Annotated in this window: 9 protein-coding genes; 4 read left to right on the forward strand and 5 right to left on the reverse strand. The window is 64.5% G+C overall.

Annotated features, from left to right (window positions below; translation table 11 throughout):
• Nucleotides 1–40: 40 nt before the first annotated feature.
• Both ACODTW_RS17430 and ACODTW_RS17435 read left to right on the forward strand, forming a co-directional pair.
• Nucleotides 41–2,218 (forward strand): TonB-dependent siderophore receptor, encoded by a 2,178-nt coding sequence (locus ACODTW_RS17430; protein WP_488947330.1) that lies wholly within the window; start codon nucleotides 41–43, stop codon nucleotides 2,216–2,218.
• A gap of 66 nt (nucleotides 2,219–2,284) precedes the next feature.
• On the forward strand, nucleotides 2,285–3,037 hold the full coding sequence (locus ACODTW_RS17435; protein ID WP_488947331.1) for an energy transducer TonB: 753 nt from the start codon (nucleotides 2,285–2,287) through the stop codon (nucleotides 3,035–3,037).
• A 377-nt stretch (nucleotides 3,038–3,414) separates the two neighbouring features.
• Here the strand turns inward: ACODTW_RS17435 and ACODTW_RS17440 are convergent, their stop codons facing one another.
• The 3 genes from ACODTW_RS17440 to ACODTW_RS17450 all read right to left on the reverse strand — a co-directional run bounded on the left by ACODTW_RS17440 (nucleotide 3,415) and on the right by ACODTW_RS17450 (nucleotide 10,181).
• Entirely contained in the window at nucleotides 3,415–4,974 is a 1,560-nt protein-coding gene (locus ACODTW_RS17440) for a rhamnogalacturonidase (protein WP_488947332.1), read from the reverse strand.
• Between the two features lie 362 nt (nucleotides 4,975–5,336).
• On the reverse strand, nucleotides 5,337–8,402 hold the full coding sequence (locus ACODTW_RS17445) for a TonB-dependent receptor plug domain-containing protein (RefSeq protein ID WP_488947333.1): 3,066 nt from the start codon (nucleotides 8,400–8,402) through the stop codon (nucleotides 5,337–5,339).
• 633 nt (nucleotides 8,403–9,035) lie between these two features.
• On the reverse strand, nucleotides 9,036–10,181 hold the full coding sequence (locus ACODTW_RS17450) for an ROK family transcriptional regulator (protein ID WP_488947334.1): 1,146 nt from the start codon (nucleotides 10,179–10,181) through the stop codon (nucleotides 9,036–9,038).
• 228 nt (nucleotides 10,182–10,409) lie between these two features.
• On the opposite strand from ACODTW_RS17450, the gene ACODTW_RS17455 reads away from it, so the two are divergent.
• Together ACODTW_RS17455 and ACODTW_RS17460 are read left to right on the forward strand one after the other, a co-directional pair.
• On the forward strand, nucleotides 10,410–12,659 hold the full coding sequence (locus ACODTW_RS17455; protein WP_488947335.1) for a TonB-dependent receptor: 2,250 nt from the start codon (nucleotides 10,410–10,412) through the stop codon (nucleotides 12,657–12,659).
• Nucleotides 12,660–12,761: 102 nt separating this feature from the next.
• Nucleotides 12,762–13,898: an MFS transporter gene (locus ACODTW_RS17460; protein WP_488947336.1), complete on the forward strand. Its 1,137-nt coding sequence runs from the start codon at nucleotides 12,762–12,764 to the stop codon at nucleotides 13,896–13,898.
• 350 nt (nucleotides 13,899–14,248) lie between these two features.
• Here the strand turns inward: ACODTW_RS17460 and ACODTW_RS17465 are convergent, their stop codons facing one another.
• Both ACODTW_RS17465 and ACODTW_RS17470 read right to left on the reverse strand, forming a co-directional pair.
• Entirely contained in the window at nucleotides 14,249–15,370 is a 1,122-nt protein-coding gene (locus tag ACODTW_RS17465) for a serine hydrolase domain-containing protein (RefSeq protein WP_488947337.1), read from the reverse strand.
• Nucleotides 15,371–15,411: 41 nt separating this feature from the next.
• Nucleotides 15,412–16,548, reverse strand: coding sequence for an NAD(P)/FAD-dependent oxidoreductase (locus tag ACODTW_RS17470; protein ID WP_488947338.1), 1,137 nt, complete (start codon nucleotides 16,546–16,548; stop codon nucleotides 15,412–15,414).
• Nucleotides 16,549–16,593: the final 45 nt, after the last annotated feature.

A 16,593-nucleotide genomic window follows, 5' to 3' on the forward strand; every position in this document is an offset into this window, starting at 1 on the left:
GGCGGCGGTCGATCACAACAATCAATCCCTTGGGGGCATCATGAACACCCGATATTCCTTCCGCCGGATGATCCTGGCCGGCCTGTCGCTGTCCGCCCTTACGGCGCATGCCAGTCTGGCAGGAGCGCAGGAGAAGGCGGATGAGACCGTGGCCCTGCCGCGCATCTCCGTCACCGACAGTGTCCGTGCCGGTGGCGCACCGACGGCGGCCGAGACGGACGGCACCCGCTCCTATACCAGTTCCGCCGCCACCCTGATGGGCAAGGAAGCCGTCTCCATCAAGGAAATCCCCAGTTCCGTTTCCGTCATCACCCGCCAGGTGATGGACGACTGGAACATGGTGACGCTGTATGACGCGCTGTCGCAGGCGACAGGCGTGACCGCGATCCCCAATGACGGGACCCAGGCCCAGTACAATTCGCGCGGCTATGGCATGAACGCCATGTATAATGGCATCCCGTCCTACAATGCCCTGAGCGGCAACCAGCAGTTCGACCTGTCGATCTATGACCGGGTGGAGGTGCTGCGCGGCACGGCGGGCATGCTGATGGGCACTGATCCCAATCCCGGCGGCACGGTCAATATGGTGACCAAGCGGGCACGGGCCGATTTCGCCGCCACCGGGACGGTTTCCTACGGCTCCTGGAACAATTTCCGAACCATGGCCGACGTCACCGGTGCCGTGAACGAAGACAAGTCGTTGCGCGTGCGGGCCGTGGCATCGGGCCAGTGGCGGGATTATTTCTATGACCATTCCGACAGCAACAAGCAGGTGGGCTATCTGACGGCCGAATATGATATCGGCGGGGCGACGACGGTGACCGCCACCGGCGTGGTGCAGCGCGACCGGGCCACGCCCTTCTATGGCATCCCCGTCTATAGCAACCTGACCATCCCCGATCTGCCGCGTTCCTTCAGCCCCGTCGCCCCCTGGGCGCGGATGTATACCGACACCTATGAACAGACCCTGGCGGTGGAACACCGGCTGCAGGAGGGCTGGGTGCTGAAGGCGCAGGCCCGCTGGTGGGAACGCGATTTCCGCTTCAATGACAGCTATGCTGCCAGTGCCGTCAATCCCGTCACCAACACTATCTCATATGCGCGGCGGGACACCAGCTACGATTATTTCCGCCAGAATATCGACCTTTACGCCGCCGGGCCGGTCGAGCTTTTCGGGCGCACGCATAATCTGGTCGTGGGCTATAACCGCGAACGTTACCAGTCCAGCAATGTGGGCGGCTCCGCTCCCGTCCTGACCAATGTCCCGCTGTTCAACCTGGAAGGATCGGGCGCCTGGATCAAGCCCGACATCCAAGCCACGTCCGGCGGCAAAAGCTACACGTTCCAGGAGGGGGCCTATGGCCAGGCGCGGATCAAGCTTCTGGACCCGCTGACCCTGGTGGCGGGGGGCCGTTTCTCCTGGTTCACCACCCGCTCACGTTCCGTCGCCCCGTCGGTTCCCACCGACTGGCGGCAGGGTGCGAAGGCCGATGGGGAGTTCGTGCCCTATCTGGGCGCCATCTATGATGTGACGCCGGAAATCGCACTTTATGGCAGTGGCGCGCAGACCTTCATCCCGCAGACCGTGACCGACTATACCGGCCGCACCCTGGACCCGCGCAAGGGCACGCAATATGAGGTCGGGGCCAAGGGCGGCTTTCTGGACGAAAAGTTGAACGCCAGTCTGGCCCTGTTCCAGATCGAGGATACCAACCGCGCCTATGCCGACCCGGACCATCCCAATTTCTACCTGCAGATCGGCAAGGTGCGGTCGCAGGGTGTGGATGCGGAGGTGACGGGCCAGCCGCTGCCGGGCTTCGACCTGACCGCCGGCTATTCCTATCTCTATACCGAATACATCAAGGACCGCACCAACCAGGGCCTGAATTTCAGCAACTGGTATCCCAAGCACAGCTTCAAACTGCTGGGGCTTTATCGTATTGAGGACGGGGCCTTAACCGGGGTCAGCCTGGGCGGTGGCGCCACCTGGGTCACCGACTATAGCGGCAATGGCAGCAATGCGAAGCTGGCGCAGGACGGGTTCGCCCTGTTCAATGCTCAGGCCGGATACCGGATTAACGAGAACCTGTCGGTTTCCCTGATCGCCAGCAACATTTTCGACAAGAAGTATTTCGCGGCGCTGGGTCGGTCCACCAACACCTATAACAGCTACGGCACGCCCAGGGAGTTTACGTTGACCCTGACGGCCAAACTGTAAGGTCAAGCGTCCCCGATCCGTCCCGGCGGCCATGGTCGCCCCGGGACGGATCAGGGACGGGCCCTCATGATGCGCCGATCCACGCCCCCACCGCCGGTACAGCGTACCGTCGCGCTGCTGCTGACCTGCCTGCTGCATGCCGGGCTGCTCCGGCTTGTCTGGGATGTGCTGCCAGCGCGAATGGAACCAGCGGCGGCGCTGCAGGTGCAGATCCTGCCGGTCACCCTGTCCGCACCGCGTGAACCGATGCCCAGCCCGCCGGAACCGGCGGTGACCGCCCCACCCAATCCGGCACCACGCCCGGCGCGGGTACTGGCCGAACGATCAAAGGCAGCCATCCCCCCGCCGCTGCCGCCCATACCCCTGATCGCGCCGGCTGCCGCACCGGTCCCGGCAACTGCCAGCCCGGCTGATGGCACGGGGGAAACGGACACGCCCGCCGCTGCCTTGCCAGTTGCGGCCCGCAGCACTGATCTGCTGTCCACCCAGCCCCGCCCCGCCCCGGATGCGGGACCGGCCGGGCCGCCGCCCGACTATGTCGGCCGCATCCTGGCCAGGCTGGAACGGGCCAAGCGCTATCCGGCGGCGGCGAAGGCGGTGCGGGCGGAGGGAACGGTGCTGCTGCGCTTCGCCATCGACCGGCGTGGCCGGCTCCTGTCCTGGCGGATTGAGGGCACGTCCGGCGTGCCAGCGCTGGATGAAGAGGTGGCGTCCCTGGTTCGTCGCGCCGCCCCGTTCCCGCCATTCCCCGACGATATGGAACGCGACCGCCTGGAATTGACGGTACCCATCGATTTCTCGCTGTCCGCCGGGCCGTAAGCCTGTACTGCGCATGCGACATGCAGGCTTCCGACAGTCAACGCACCAATATGGCAAAAGCGTTGTCTATGAATGGGTTGCGCTACTGCCCCTCGCGCCGGATGATCCTTCTCGTGCTTCAGAACCAGCCGAGCAGCCCGATCACGCACTTCAGCTGAAAATTTATTCGTTGTCCTGCTCATCGTCGCTCCATCCTCTCGGAAGTTGGAGCCGCCGACAGTCCTGGCGCGGTTCACTCCGCTCTGGTTGGGCCAGATCCACCCGTCCACCCCGGCCTCCGGACACGCCGTTCAAGACAATCCCTTAACAGAAAAAGACCGGAACCCGGCAGCGGGGAAGGATATGTGTGCCGGGTTCCGGCCGGTCGGGGCTGGGCTTCAGAAGCGGCCGCCGACAGGACCGTCGGCCACCCGGTCGGGCAGCCAGCGCGCGCCGGTGGACCGGAAGTCGGTCACCTGGTTCAGGTCAAAGGCCGGGGCGTTGCGCGGTGCCCGCAGCCGGAAGAAATCGGCGTCCTGCACATCCTCCATCCGGATGGCGGGACGGGGGTCGGGGGCGGCGGTGGCGATTTCGACATTGTTCATCACCACTCGCCGCGCATGGCGGATGAAGAAGCCCGTGGCCGGCAGGTCGCCGAACATGGTCGCCTCCGGATAGGCCATTTCTGCTTCCGGCGGTTGTATGTCGGCCATGGCGGCCGGCGCGCCGCCAACATGGTGGAAATAGCAGTCGGCGATGCGGATATCCTCAATCGCATGGTCGGAAAGGCCGGCGATGACAGAGGGCAGGATGGTGGCGTTGGAACTGACCACATTCTGGATCAGGATGCGTTTCAGGCTGCCCACGGGCACGCCGGCCGGCCCACGCATGCGCTTGCCCAGGCGCAGGAACAAGGGCGCGTCGACAATGCCGCGCATGGCGATGTTGCTGACCGTCACATCCTCCAGCACGCCGCCATCCACCGTCTCGAACGCCAGGCCGCGGCTATCCTCGAAAATGCAATTGCTGATGGTGATGTTGCGGAAACCGCCATTCGTCTCGGTACCGAATTTGATGCGCCCATGGATCTTGGGCGCGAATTCGGGTGGCATTTTCAGCCAGGTTCCATTCATGACGGAGCCGATCTGATAATTGCCGGTGACCAGGCAATTGGCGATGGTCAGGTTTTCCGTGACCCGCGCCTCGCCCAGCCCGAAGCTGGATTTGGGGCAGATGGCGTCGTCATAGGGGGCATTGACAGTGCAGTTGCTGACCCGGACATTCTTGCAGCAATCGATATCGAACCCGTCGCGGTTGGTATCGACCAGCAGATTGTCGATGGTCAGATTATCGACACCCGTGGCCAGCAGGGCGAACCAGCCCCCCTCCAGAATCTTGAAATCGCGCAGGGTGACGTTGCGGCACCATTTCAGGGCAATGGCCTTGTTGCCCGTGCCGGGACCGCTGGGGTCCTTCAGCCAGTTATCCTTTCCATCCCCGCGCCCCAGCCCCTTGCCCCAGATCAGGCCCGGCCCGGCGACAATGATGTCATGCAGGCCTTCGCCCCAGATCAGGCTGTTGCGCCAATGGGAATGGCCGAAATCCTGGTACTTGTTCCAGTCGGGGATGGGTTCGGGATGGTCGTAGCCCTGGCTGTCGCCGGGGGCGGCGGCCAGGATCGTGGCGCCCTGATCCAGATAAAGCGTGATCCGGCTTTTCAGGCGGATCGTGTAGCAGGCATAGGTGCCGGCCGGGACATAGACGGTGCCGCCACCGCGTTCGGCCACATGGTCGATGGCGCGGTTGATGGCCGGCGTGTCGATGGCGATGCCGTCGCCCTTCGCCCCGAACTGGCGGATATCGACCCAGCCGGCGTTGGGGCCGGGCGGGCGGGCGGGGGTGGCGGCAAGGGCCGCGACGGGCACGGCACCGGCCAGGATGCCGGTTCCCAGAACCATGGATCGCCGATCCAGCATTGGCATTGCTCTCCTTCCCAGAACCATGGATCGCCGATCCAGCATTGGCATTGCTCTCCCCTTGTTGGTGGGCCCCCGGTGGGGGATGCCCCGTCCGTTCGTTGAATTGAAACACACGGTCATCCCGGCGATCGGTCCATAGGCGCTGACTTAGCCCCTTGGATAATAAGGTGCCTTCCCCGCGAAAGCGGGGATCCAGGGGCCACAAGAACCACAGCTCAGTGCTCTTGACCCCTGGACCCCCGCTTTCGCGGGGGAGGCACGAAGGGTGCAACGATGAAGCTAACACCTATCGGCCTGCGCCGGGATGACGGGAAGAGAGGGCTGAACGGGTGTAACCGACCTCAGAACCTCACCGTGGCGCCTACAAAGAACTCTGCCCCCAGCACGTCATAGGTGGCGGAGAAAGTGTTGGCGTTCGGCCCTTGCGTGGTGATCGGCGGCTTGCGGGAGAAGACATTGTTCACGCCGCCGTAGAATTCCACATCCTTGCTGACATCATAATTGAAGGACACGTCGAAATAGTTCTGTGCCGGCAGGGTGGGGTAGGGGATGGAGGACAGGGCGGGCGTGGAGGCCGAGCCCTGGCGCAGGGGCACCAGATAACGGTCCGTCGTCACCTTGCCGATATAGCGGTGGCGCACGGACAGTTGCAGCGGGTCCAGGTTCCAGGTCACGCGCGTCGACCCGCGCCAGACGGGCAGGGGCTGGCCGCAGGTGGGGCCGAAGGAGCCTTCGCAATGGTTCTGGATATTGGGGAAGGCCGCCACGGGCGTGGAGGTGAAATCATCCAGCCAGGTGAAGTTGGTGGTGATATCGAAGGAGCTGTTCTCCCGCCAGCCCGGAATGCCGAAGCCGGCTTCGAACGAATAGCGCACGGCCAGATCGAGGCCCGATGTCTGCAACAGGCCGGTATTGGCGTTCAGGATCTTGGCGACATAGGGATCGTTGATCTCGCCTGTCGTCGGGTTGCGGCGGATGGCCTGACAGAACTCGCTGCCCGCATTCTGGATGACATTGTAGCAGAGGTTGAGCGTGTTCTGCAGACCCCCACCCAGGGCCGAAATGGCGCCTTCCAGCTTGATCTTGAAATAATCGACCGACAGATTCAGGCCGGGCACGAAGCTGGGCGTCAGGATGGCGCCCACCGTGTAGGTATCGGACCGTTCTTCCTGCAAATTCGGGTTGCCGCCGAAATCGGCCCCGAAGATGGTGTTGGGCTGCACCGCTGCTGTGAAGACATTGGCGGCGGGCACGCCCGTGGCCACACAGACCGCGCGCACGGCGGCCGTCTGCTGTGACGCAGGCGCACGGCTGGAGCAGGGGTCGGTCGCCACGCTGACGACGCGGTTCACGCCGCCGAACAGCTCGTTCACATTGGGGGCGCGGATGGCGCGCTGATACTGGCCGCGCAATGCCACGTCGGAGGTGACGCGCCAGTCCATGCCGCCCGAATAGGTCCAGACCGAGCCGATGCCCGACAGGCTGTAATCGGAATAGCGGAAGGCGCCGTTCGCCTCCAGCGACTTCACGAAATCCAGATCTTCCAGCAGCGGCACGTTCAGTTCGCCGAACAGTTCCTTCACGCCGACGCTGCCGCTGGTCGGCAGGCCGGGGTTGAAGCCGGCCACATCGCCCGACGACAGGAAGCTGTCGGGCGTGAACTGGGCGCTGGTGTCGCGCCATTCCGCCCCGACGGAGAAGCCGACGGGGCCGGCCGGCACCTGGAACAGCTCACCCGTCACGCTGGATTGCGCCACCTGCTGGGTGGCCACGGTGGTGTTGGTGGCGCTGATGGCGATGGCCTGAACGCAAGCCGCCGAGATATTGGCGCCGAAAATGTTGCAGACCGGGGCCGCCCCACCGGACGACAGCAGCGAGGCCTGCAGCCGCGAACGCGAAATGGCGTTCTTCAGCAGCAGCGTATCCTCGCTGCGGGCATAGGTGTAATAGGCGTTCAGCTTCAGGTCCGAAAGGAAATCCTGCGACACGGACCCCAGGTTCCAGTCAAAGCCCCAGGCGCCGCGATAGACATTGCGCCGTTCGCTGGCCATGCGCGGCCCCACCTCCACATAGCGCCGGCCGGCCGTCAGCAGGGCCAGGCCGTCGCCGCGCGTATTGGTGCGGGTGGCCGTGCCGCTGGTCACGGTCGACGTGCCGGTTTCCGCTAGGTCCAGCTGGCGCAGCACTTCCTGCAATTGCGGGGTCAGATAGGGATTGTTGACATTGAACAGGGTGGGCGCGCCGACATTGGTGGGCGCCAGACGGGCATCGACGGTGTTGGAGCTGTAATGCAGCTCCATGAAGCCGCGGATATTGTCGGTGAAGTCGTAATGGCCGAAGCTGTTGATCATCCAGCGGCGCTGCGGCTGAATCAGGTAATTGTCGGGGCCCAGGTTGAAATCATCCTGCGGCGTCACCTGCGGCCTTGCCACCGTGCCCTGGTCGTTGAAGGTGAACCCGCGCGAGGTCAGGCCCGACAGGCCGGCGGCGGCATAGGCCGCGTTCAGCGCCGCATTCGACCCGCCGGCGGCCGGGATGCCGGAGAAGCGGCCGTTGGGGATGTCGCCGCTGCCGCCGCGCACAAAGCCCAGCTGGCCGCCGCCATCAACACAGCTTTTGCCGGCGGGCGGGGTGAAGGGGGTCCCGGCACGGTCCGGGCTGCTGGTCCCGGCCACGACACAGCCATCCGACAGGCTGTCATAGGCGTAGCTGCCGCGCTCCCCGCGCGTGATCGACCCGCGATCGAGGAAATTGCCGGCCACGACCAGATTGCCGCGACCTTCGGCGAAATTGCCGCCCGCCGTGATGTCGACATTATAGACGGGCGTGCGCGTCGGCTGGTCCATGTTCAACTGCGCGCGGGCTTCGACCCCTTCGAAATCATCGCGCATGATGAAGTTGACGACGCCGGTGATGGCGTCCGACCCGTAAACGGCCGACGACCCGCCCGTGACGATTTCCGTGCGGGAAATCAGCGAGGCCGGGATGGTGTTCAGGTCCGTCACCTGCTCCGGCCCATAGATGGCGAAGCGGCGGCCATTGACCAGCACCAGATTGCGGGTGGAGCCGAAGCCGCGCAGGTTCACATCGGCGAAACCGCCCGGAACGGTGTTTGCGGTAGCGCTACCAAGCTGGGACGCAACAGCCTGCGGCAGCTGGGCCAACATCTTTTCAATGTTGACGTTGCCCGACAGCTTCACATCCTGCGCGCCGACGACATTCACGGGCGTGGGGGCGGAAAAGGCGCGGGGGATACGGGAACCGGTTACCACGACCTCTTCCAACACATCGCCGGACGCGGCGGGCTGGGTACTGGTCTGGGCAGCCGCCGGCAGGACCATGCCGATGGCGACAATGGCGGTTCCGCACAGGAGCCGGGCACGGCGGTCGAGATTGATTTTCTTCACGGACTTACCTCCCTTTCAAGTTCCGATATGGCTTCTTGGGGCCGATCGCCGTTCGGCGCGGGGGAGCGGGCAAACAAGCCACTCCCAGAACGTGCGATGGCGTTTCATTATATGGGATGCATTCTTAACTTATGAGAATGATTCCGTCAATGGACTCTGTGTCGGAAAAATGGAAGAAGGCTGAAAGGGGCGGGTTGACTGGATTTCGGGAGGTGCGGCGGTGGGTTTGTCGCCGGTATCGCTAACATTTTCGCGCCAATGCGCGGGGGTACCCGCTGGGGGAAGGGGGCAGCCCGAACCCGAAGGGTGGGACCGTCAGCGGCGGGTTGCGGCGTTGATGTCATCCTGTTGTGATCGGGCATCACATCGTCAGGGGTAGATTCTATTTTGAAGTGCGACTCTCCTTATAGTCAGATGGTTAGCAATGGAGGCTGCCATGGGAGAGTACTATTCGCACCTGAGTTGGGCGGAACGGCGGGTGATTGACGAGATGCTGCAGGCATCGATGCCGGCAGCACGGTGTCGGACATCGGCATGCTGGTCGATGGTTTCCAGCGTGAGGCGGCCCGACGGCGTTCGGCCTGGACCATCCCTATCTGCCGCTGGACGGGGCGACAGCTGGGGGCGGGACGGCTACAGCTGCGCTTTGAAGAAGCGCTGCTTCAGCGGCAGCATGGCGGCGCCGATGGCAGCGGCATTGCCCGGCGCTTCGGCCGGGACGATCCGGGCCGTCGGCCGCTTTTGTGAGCGGCGCTTCTGATCGTAAAGCTCAATGGCGGGGATCACGCGTTCGGCCAGCGGGCGCGGTATCCGTCCGCCCAGGACAACCGCGTCCAGGTCCAGGATAGCGGTGGCATTGGAGGCAATGATCGACAGGCTGTCGCGCACGCGCGCGATCCAGTCATCAATGGCGGGCCATGCCGGGTCGAACCCGTCGATCAACTGGTCCACCGTGTCGAAACTCCGGCCCTGACGCGCCACAAGCTGGCGCAACAGTTCCAGATTGGGGAAGGGGTAGATGTTGGCTGGCAGGCCACCCGCGAACTCCCCCGCATTGCCGTTTCGGCCGCGCCAGACCTCCCCATCCAGGACCACGCCACCGCCGACGCCGGACGCGATGTAGAGATAGGCAAAGCTGCGTGCCCAGCGACCGACGCCGACCAGGCTTTCGCCCAGGGCCGCAACATTGCCGTCATTATCGGCAATGGCGGGCAGGCCGAACCGGTCGCGGAACAGGCCGGCGACATCGATATTCGCCCATTCCTCCAGGCTGTGCGGGGTGTTGAATCCCGGCCCCTCTGCCACGAAGGAACCGGGAACGCCGATACCGATCCCGGCCAGCGGACGGCCGCCGGTCAGGGGCAGCAATCCAGCCATCGCCCCGTCCAGCCAGTCGATGGCGCGCGCGACCGGCAGCGACAGGAAGCCCTGCCGACACTCCCCCCGGATGGTGCCGGTAAAATCCACCAAAGTGACGGCCAATGCGTCGGTCATGATCGACACACCGAAGGAGAAGGCGAATTCCGGTGTCAGTTCAAGCGCGGCGCTGGGATAGCCGCGCCGGCCCGACTGCACCTTGTCGCCCGTGCGCACCAGTCCATCATCACTCAATCCACCTATGATGCGTGAGATTGACTGCTGTGTCAGGTCTGTCGTCTCCGCGATCCGAGCCTGTGTCGCCGGCCCGCCCCGGAAAAGCAGATCCAGGATCCGGCGCTCGCTTTGGGTCAGTGTCCGATGGGCGAGGGCGGGCAGGTCGGATTTCTTCAAGGATTCCATAGGCATTTCCGTTCCACCATCGTCCGCTTCCGCCCCTGCGCGGAACGCGGCCGCGATTGGACACCTAAAATAGCGCTTGCTGGCTCGTCATAAAAGATACATATAGTAAGTGTAAATAATTTGTTGGAAGGCCGCTGTGAACCGATAATGCACATGTCGTAAGTTTAAATTGCGGTGTTGGCGTGCATCGGGTCCCGGACCATGCTGACCAGAGGGAAGGGAGCCCCCATGATTGTCCTGAAGAATTCACGCTGTGCCCTGCTGACTGGTGCCGCCATTGCGTTGCTGGCGCCGGGCGCCGCTTCGGCGCAGACGGCAGCGGAGCCGGAACCGTTCACGCTGGAGGAAATCATCGTCACCGCCACCCGTCGGGCGGAATCGCTGCAAACCGTGCCGGTGGCGGTCAGCGTGGTGGATGGCGACTATGTCCAGCGCAACAACCTGAACAATATCCGCGACATCGCCAACATCATCCCCACCTTGAACTTCCGCACGGCGGCATCAAACAAGGATCAGGCGCTGTTCATCCGCGGCCTGGGCACCGTCTCCACCTCGCCGGGGGTGGAGCCGACCATTTCCACTGTCATCGATGGTGTCGTGCTGGCCCGCCAGGGTCAGGCCACGCTGGACCTGCTGGATATCGAGCGGATCGAGGTGCTGCGGGGGCCGCAGGGAACCTTGTTCGGCAAGAATGCTTCGGGTGGTGTCGTCAACATTGTCGGGCGCGCCCCAACGGAGGATTTCAAGGCCTATGTTGATGCCGGCTGGTTCGGCGGCGGGAATGAGCGGCGGTTGCGGGCGGGCATCTCCGGCGCCCTGTCGCCCGACAAGGCGCGGGCGTCGCTGACGGCGATGTGGGGCCGCTACGACGGCAACGTCATCAACGTCTTCAACGGGCGCACCGTCAATGGTTATGAGCGGGCGGGTGCGCGGGCCAAGCTGGAACTGCTGCCGACCGACGATCTGCGGGTGATGCTGATTGCCGATTACATGCATTCCACGGCGACGCCGCCGCAGGGCGTGGTCACGCGCACCTTCCTGACCGCCTATCCCACGAACAAAGTCACCAACTTCCCGGCCTTTGCCGCCGCCCTTGGGCCGGTTGTGGCCAGCGCCGACAATCGCGAGATCAACAGCAACTATGACACGCGGGTGCGGGACGATAATGGCGGCCTGTCCGCCCAGATCGAATGGCATGTCGGTGACCATGACCTGACGGCCATCAGCGCCTGGCGGCGGTGGGAGAATACGCAGTTCCAGGATCAGGATCGGCTGCCGCGCGCCCTGTCCGGTCTGCCGCAGCAGCATGACCGTGGCGACCTGACCTTTGATCAGTATTCCCAGGAGATCCGCCTGGCCTCGCCCAAGGGCAATCTGGTCGATTACATCGTCGGCCTCTATTACATGCGGGCGGAGAATGAGGAGCGCTATCGCCGCGACACGACCGTCGTGTCGGCCACCGGCAGCACGGTCCATACCGGCATTGCCGATTATGGCGTGACCAACGACAATTATTCGGCCTTCGGCGAGGCGACGGTGAACATGGCCGACGATGTCCGGGCCATTGCCGGCTTCCGGCTGGTCAAGGATGATTTGCGCTATGATTTCCGGCGCACCTCCACCTCGCCCGTGGCCGTGCCCGGCATCCAGGTCGGTTTCACCAGCAGCGGTTCCACCGCCCCCATCGACTATGCCAACCGCGTGGGCCTGCAATATGACCTGTCGGACACGGCCATGACCTATGCCACCTGGTCGCGCGGCTACAAGGGGCCGGCCTATAACATCGCCTTCAGCATGCTGCCCCAGGATACGGCGGCGTTGAAGGGGGAGACGTCGAACGCCTATGAGGCCGGGCTGAAATCGCGGTTCCTGGAGGGGCGCCTGCAGGTCAATCTTGCGGCCTTCCTCAGCCGCTTCAAGGATTACCAGGTCAATTTCTTCGACACCTATAACGGCTCGCCCGTCACCCGCCTGATCAATGCCGGCCGCGTCTCGACGCGTGGGATCGAGGCGGACCTGTCGGCGCGCCCCCTTGCCAACCTGACCTTGGCTGCCGTTGCCGCCCGTATCGAGGCGCGGATCGACGAATTCACCTGTCCCGCCGGCACGTCGGCCTCCTGTCAGGTGAATGGCCGGCCGTTGCCTTTCTCGCCCGACTGGAAGACGGATCTGCGCGCCAACTACACGATCCCGCTGGATGGCGGCTGGACCGTTGATCTGGCCACGAACTATAGCTGGCAATCGAAGGTGCAATATTCCATCAACCAGACCCCGGACACGGTCCAGCCGGCCTTCGGCCTGTGGAATGCCAGCGTCGGTTTTGAAAGCGGCGACGGGCTTCGTGTGTCCCTTCTGGCCCGCAACATCGCCGACACGCATTACTCCACGCAGTTGAACACGTTCGGCAGCGGGGTGGTGCGCTTCGTGCCGCGTGACGACCGCCGCTATTTCGGCGCCACGATCCGTCAGGAATTCTGAGCATGGGTGAGAGACAGGACATCATGCTGGGGCGCCGGCACCTCATGGCCCTGGGGACGGCTGCCGGTGCTGGCGTGCTGGTGCCCGCCATGGCGCGGGCCGTTGACGGCGGGGGCCGTCTTTCTGGCTGGGCTGGTCTGGAATGCCGTGGCCGATCCGCTGGTCGGGGGCTGGATGGATCGGCACCTGCGGCGGGGGGCCTCGCTGGTGCCGGCCATGGCGGTCGCTGCGCCGGGGGCCTGCCTGTTCTTCCTGGCGGGGCTGCTGGTCCCGCCAGGTACATCCTGGCCGCTGGTCGTCGCGGCGGGGGTGCTGTTCCGGACCTGCTTCTCGCTTTATGACGTGCCCCACAACGCCATGATGACACGGTTGGCTGAAACGCCGCAGGCACAGGCGAAGCTGGCCGGTTTGCGCACCATCGCGCATGGGCTGGCCTCTATGGCGGCGGGACTGGCGGCGGCGCCCATTGCGGATGCGGCGATACCCAGGCCTCACACCCAGCTCGTCCTGATCCTGACGGCATCGGTCGCCCTGGTCTGTATGGTGCCGTGCCTGAGACTGGTGCGGGTGGTGGAAAAGGTGTCGACGTCGCCCGCCCCGGTCGGTGCCGGAGACGCCATGCCGGCAGCGCCCGGTCTTGCCAGCCTTTGTCTGGTCACGATCATTGGCGGGCTCGGCCTGGGGCTGGTGGGCAAGGCGGTGCCGCATCTGCAATGGTCGGGTACCGGCATGGCCATGCTGGCCATGCCGCTGCTGATGGCTGGCCGCTTCGCGGCGGCCTGGTGCGCCCGGCCACTGATCGACCGGCTGGGCACGACGCGGGCCCTGGCAATCTCTTATCTGCTGGCCGCACCTGCCTGTCTTGGCCTGCCCGTGCTGGCCGGCGGCGGCGGTGCGTGGCCCCTGGGGTTGATCCTCCTGGGCGTGTGTCTGACAGTGCCGACGATCCTGTCCTGGGTGGAATTGGCACAGGTGATACGTTCGGTGCGTGAGGGATGGTGGCGGTCCCATGCCATGGTGGGCCTGTTCACCATGGTGTCGAAACTGGCCGCGGGGGCCGGTGGCCTGTTGCTGGGGCTCAGCCTGGATGTCCAGGTTCCGGGGGCCGGTTTGCAGGGCACCATGACACCGGGCCAGCTTATCCTTATCTGTCTTCTGGTCGCCGCTGGCGCCCTGGTTGCCGCCGGCATGCTGTGGCGGCTCGCCCGCCATGGACCCTCAGAAAAGGAATTCACATAAAGCCAATTCAGCCCGTCGATCAGTGCCAGAGCGGCTTCGCGCCCGGCCGTGCCGGTGGCCTGGATTACCGTAGTGCCCACCGCCGGCCCGTTGCAGTTCACCATCGGCACATGGCCCGTGAAGGCCAAGCGCGAGGGATGGCCATCGGCCTTGGATGAGTAGAGGGCCAAACCGTTGATCCGCAAATGGGATCAACGGCTTCGGTCATTTCGGGTCCTTCCTGCCGGGAACCCGGCAGGAAGCCCGTGGGTAGCCCTTGAGAGTCAAAACGGGCCTGGATGGCGGCGCCTGCCGCTTCTGGACCAGGCGCCGGGAAATATCGAATGGCCGCCGTCAGGGCAGGTCGGGCATCAATGGCTGAGGAAGGTCACGATGGCCTTCTGGAAACCGGGCACCAGCGGGATCACGGACTGCATGCGGTTGCCCAGCACCACGAAGTTCAGCTTCTGGTCAGGCAGGCTGAAATTGGCGGCCTGGAAGCCGTTGATGGCGCCGAAATGGCCGACCGACCGGATGCCGTCGGGATCGTGGCGGATCATCAGTCCCAGGCCGTAATCGCCAAGGCCCGCCCGGGACATCTGTTCAAGACTGGCGGCGGACAGGACGCGTCCCCCCAGCAGCGCCCGGTTCCAGCACAGCAGGTCGCCCGTGGTGGAATGCATGGCGCCCGCGGGACCGGCCACACTGGGTGACATGATCATGGCGTTGACGGTTCCGGTCGACCCGTTTGTCGGACGTTCATAGCCGTGGACCAGACCCGGCACGATGACGCCATCCTTGTCGATGGCCGTGTGCGTCAAGCCCAGTGGCGTCAGCAGTTCCGTCTGGATGAAGTCGGCATAACCCTGTCCGGTGACCTTTTCAATCACGGCGCCCAGCAGGTAATAGCCGGAATTGCTGTAGCTGTAGCGGCTGCCGGGGGGGAAGGTCAGCAGGTCCGGCTGGGCCAGGATATAGGTCACCATTTCCGACACGCTGCGCTCTATCCGGCCTTCCCGCAGCCGGAATTCCGCATTGGTGTAGTTCCGCAGGCCCGAGGTGTGGGCAAGCATATGGCGCAGGGTGATTTTCGTATCGGGGAATCCGGCGATATAATTGGAAACAGGATCGTCGATCGACAATTTTCCCTGGTCGACCAGCAACAGGATGGCGGCGGCGGTGAATTGCTTGGTGATGGAGCCGACCTTGAAAACGCTGTCGGCCTGGACGGGAGCCGGGATCTCCAGGTCGGCCTGACCATAGGCGCGCGCGAACAGGATATTGCCAGCATCATCAGCCACGGCGACAGCATATCCCGTGCCCAGACCGTCCTTCACCGCCCCCTGGAACAGCATGTCCACGGCCTTGCTCATCAACGGGTTGGCGGGGGCCACGCCCCGGGCCGGAATGGCGGGACAGGTTGTCTTTTCCATGGCACCGGCGGGACCGGCCAGGAACAGGGCGCAGAGCCCTGTGGTGAGGAATTTCCGCATGGTCTTTACCGCTCCCTGTTGTGACTCTGATATGGTGTGTATCACGCTGCCTTGGCTTCGAAGCGGGCCGGCGAAAAGGCCCGGGTCAGCATGTCCCGGTCGGCCGGCGCCAGGTTCTCCGTCTGGCCGGTTACCAGATACCGGGTCAATATCCCTTGTCCGGGGGCCGTCTGGATACCCGAGCCGCCCTGACCGGCCAGCCAGAAGAAGCCTTCCACGCCGGGGTCGAAGCCGATGGACGGCAGCCGGTCGGGCATGAAGGTGCGCAGGCCGGCCCAACTGGTGATGACCCGCCGGATGCTGAGGGTGGTGACCGTTTCCAGCCGGTCGATGGCCATGGCCACGTCCAGTTCCTCCGGATAGGCGTCGTGCGGCGGGCAGGCTGTCTCGTCTGCGGGGGAAACCATGAGCCTGCCGCTTTCGGGCTTGAAGAACATGGTTTCCTCCAGATTGACCACCATGGGCCAACGGGTGACGTCCATGCCGGCAGGCGTTTCCACCAGCACGGCCGTGCGGCGCAACGGCATCACACCCGGATCACGGGCACCGAACAGGGTGGCGATCTGGCCCGCCCAGGCACCGCCGGCATTGATGACGACGGGCGCCTGATAGAGGCGCCCGCCGGCCGTCACCTGCCAGCGACCACCGGCCCGATGCGCGGCTTCCACCTTGGCGCAAAGCTGCACCTGGCCGCCGCGCCGGCGCAGTTCCCGGATCAGGGCGGTTTGCAGCGCGTGAATATCGATGTCGGCCGCCCGCTCCTCATAGAAGCCTTCAATGACGGTGTCCGGGTTCAGCACCGGCACCAGATCCGTCAGGTCCCGACCGTCCAGCCGCGGATAGATCGCCCGCTTGTCGCCGGCCGGCAGGGCCGGATTGTCCCACAGCCGGATGTGCAGCAGGCCGCGCGGGTGCAGCAACGGCCCGTCGACAGCGAAGGACGGCGCCTCGAAGCCGGGACGGCTGATGCGCGACAGGCATTGGATGTTCTTTTCAGCATAGCTGTCGGCGAACAGGGCGGCCGATCGGCCCGTGGCGTGGAAGGCCGGGCTGCTTTCCTGTTCCAGCACGATCACCCGTCCGTCCAGCGACAGTTGCTCGGCCGCCGCCAGGCCGGCCATGCCGGCGCCAACGACGATGAAGTCGCATTCGGACGCTGCGCTGCCTTGTTCAGTCATTTTCCCAAACACCCGATCAGTTATGGCAATATGTGTAATCCGACT

The sequence above is a fragment of the Niveispirillum sp. FG148 genome, assembly GCF_057809655.1.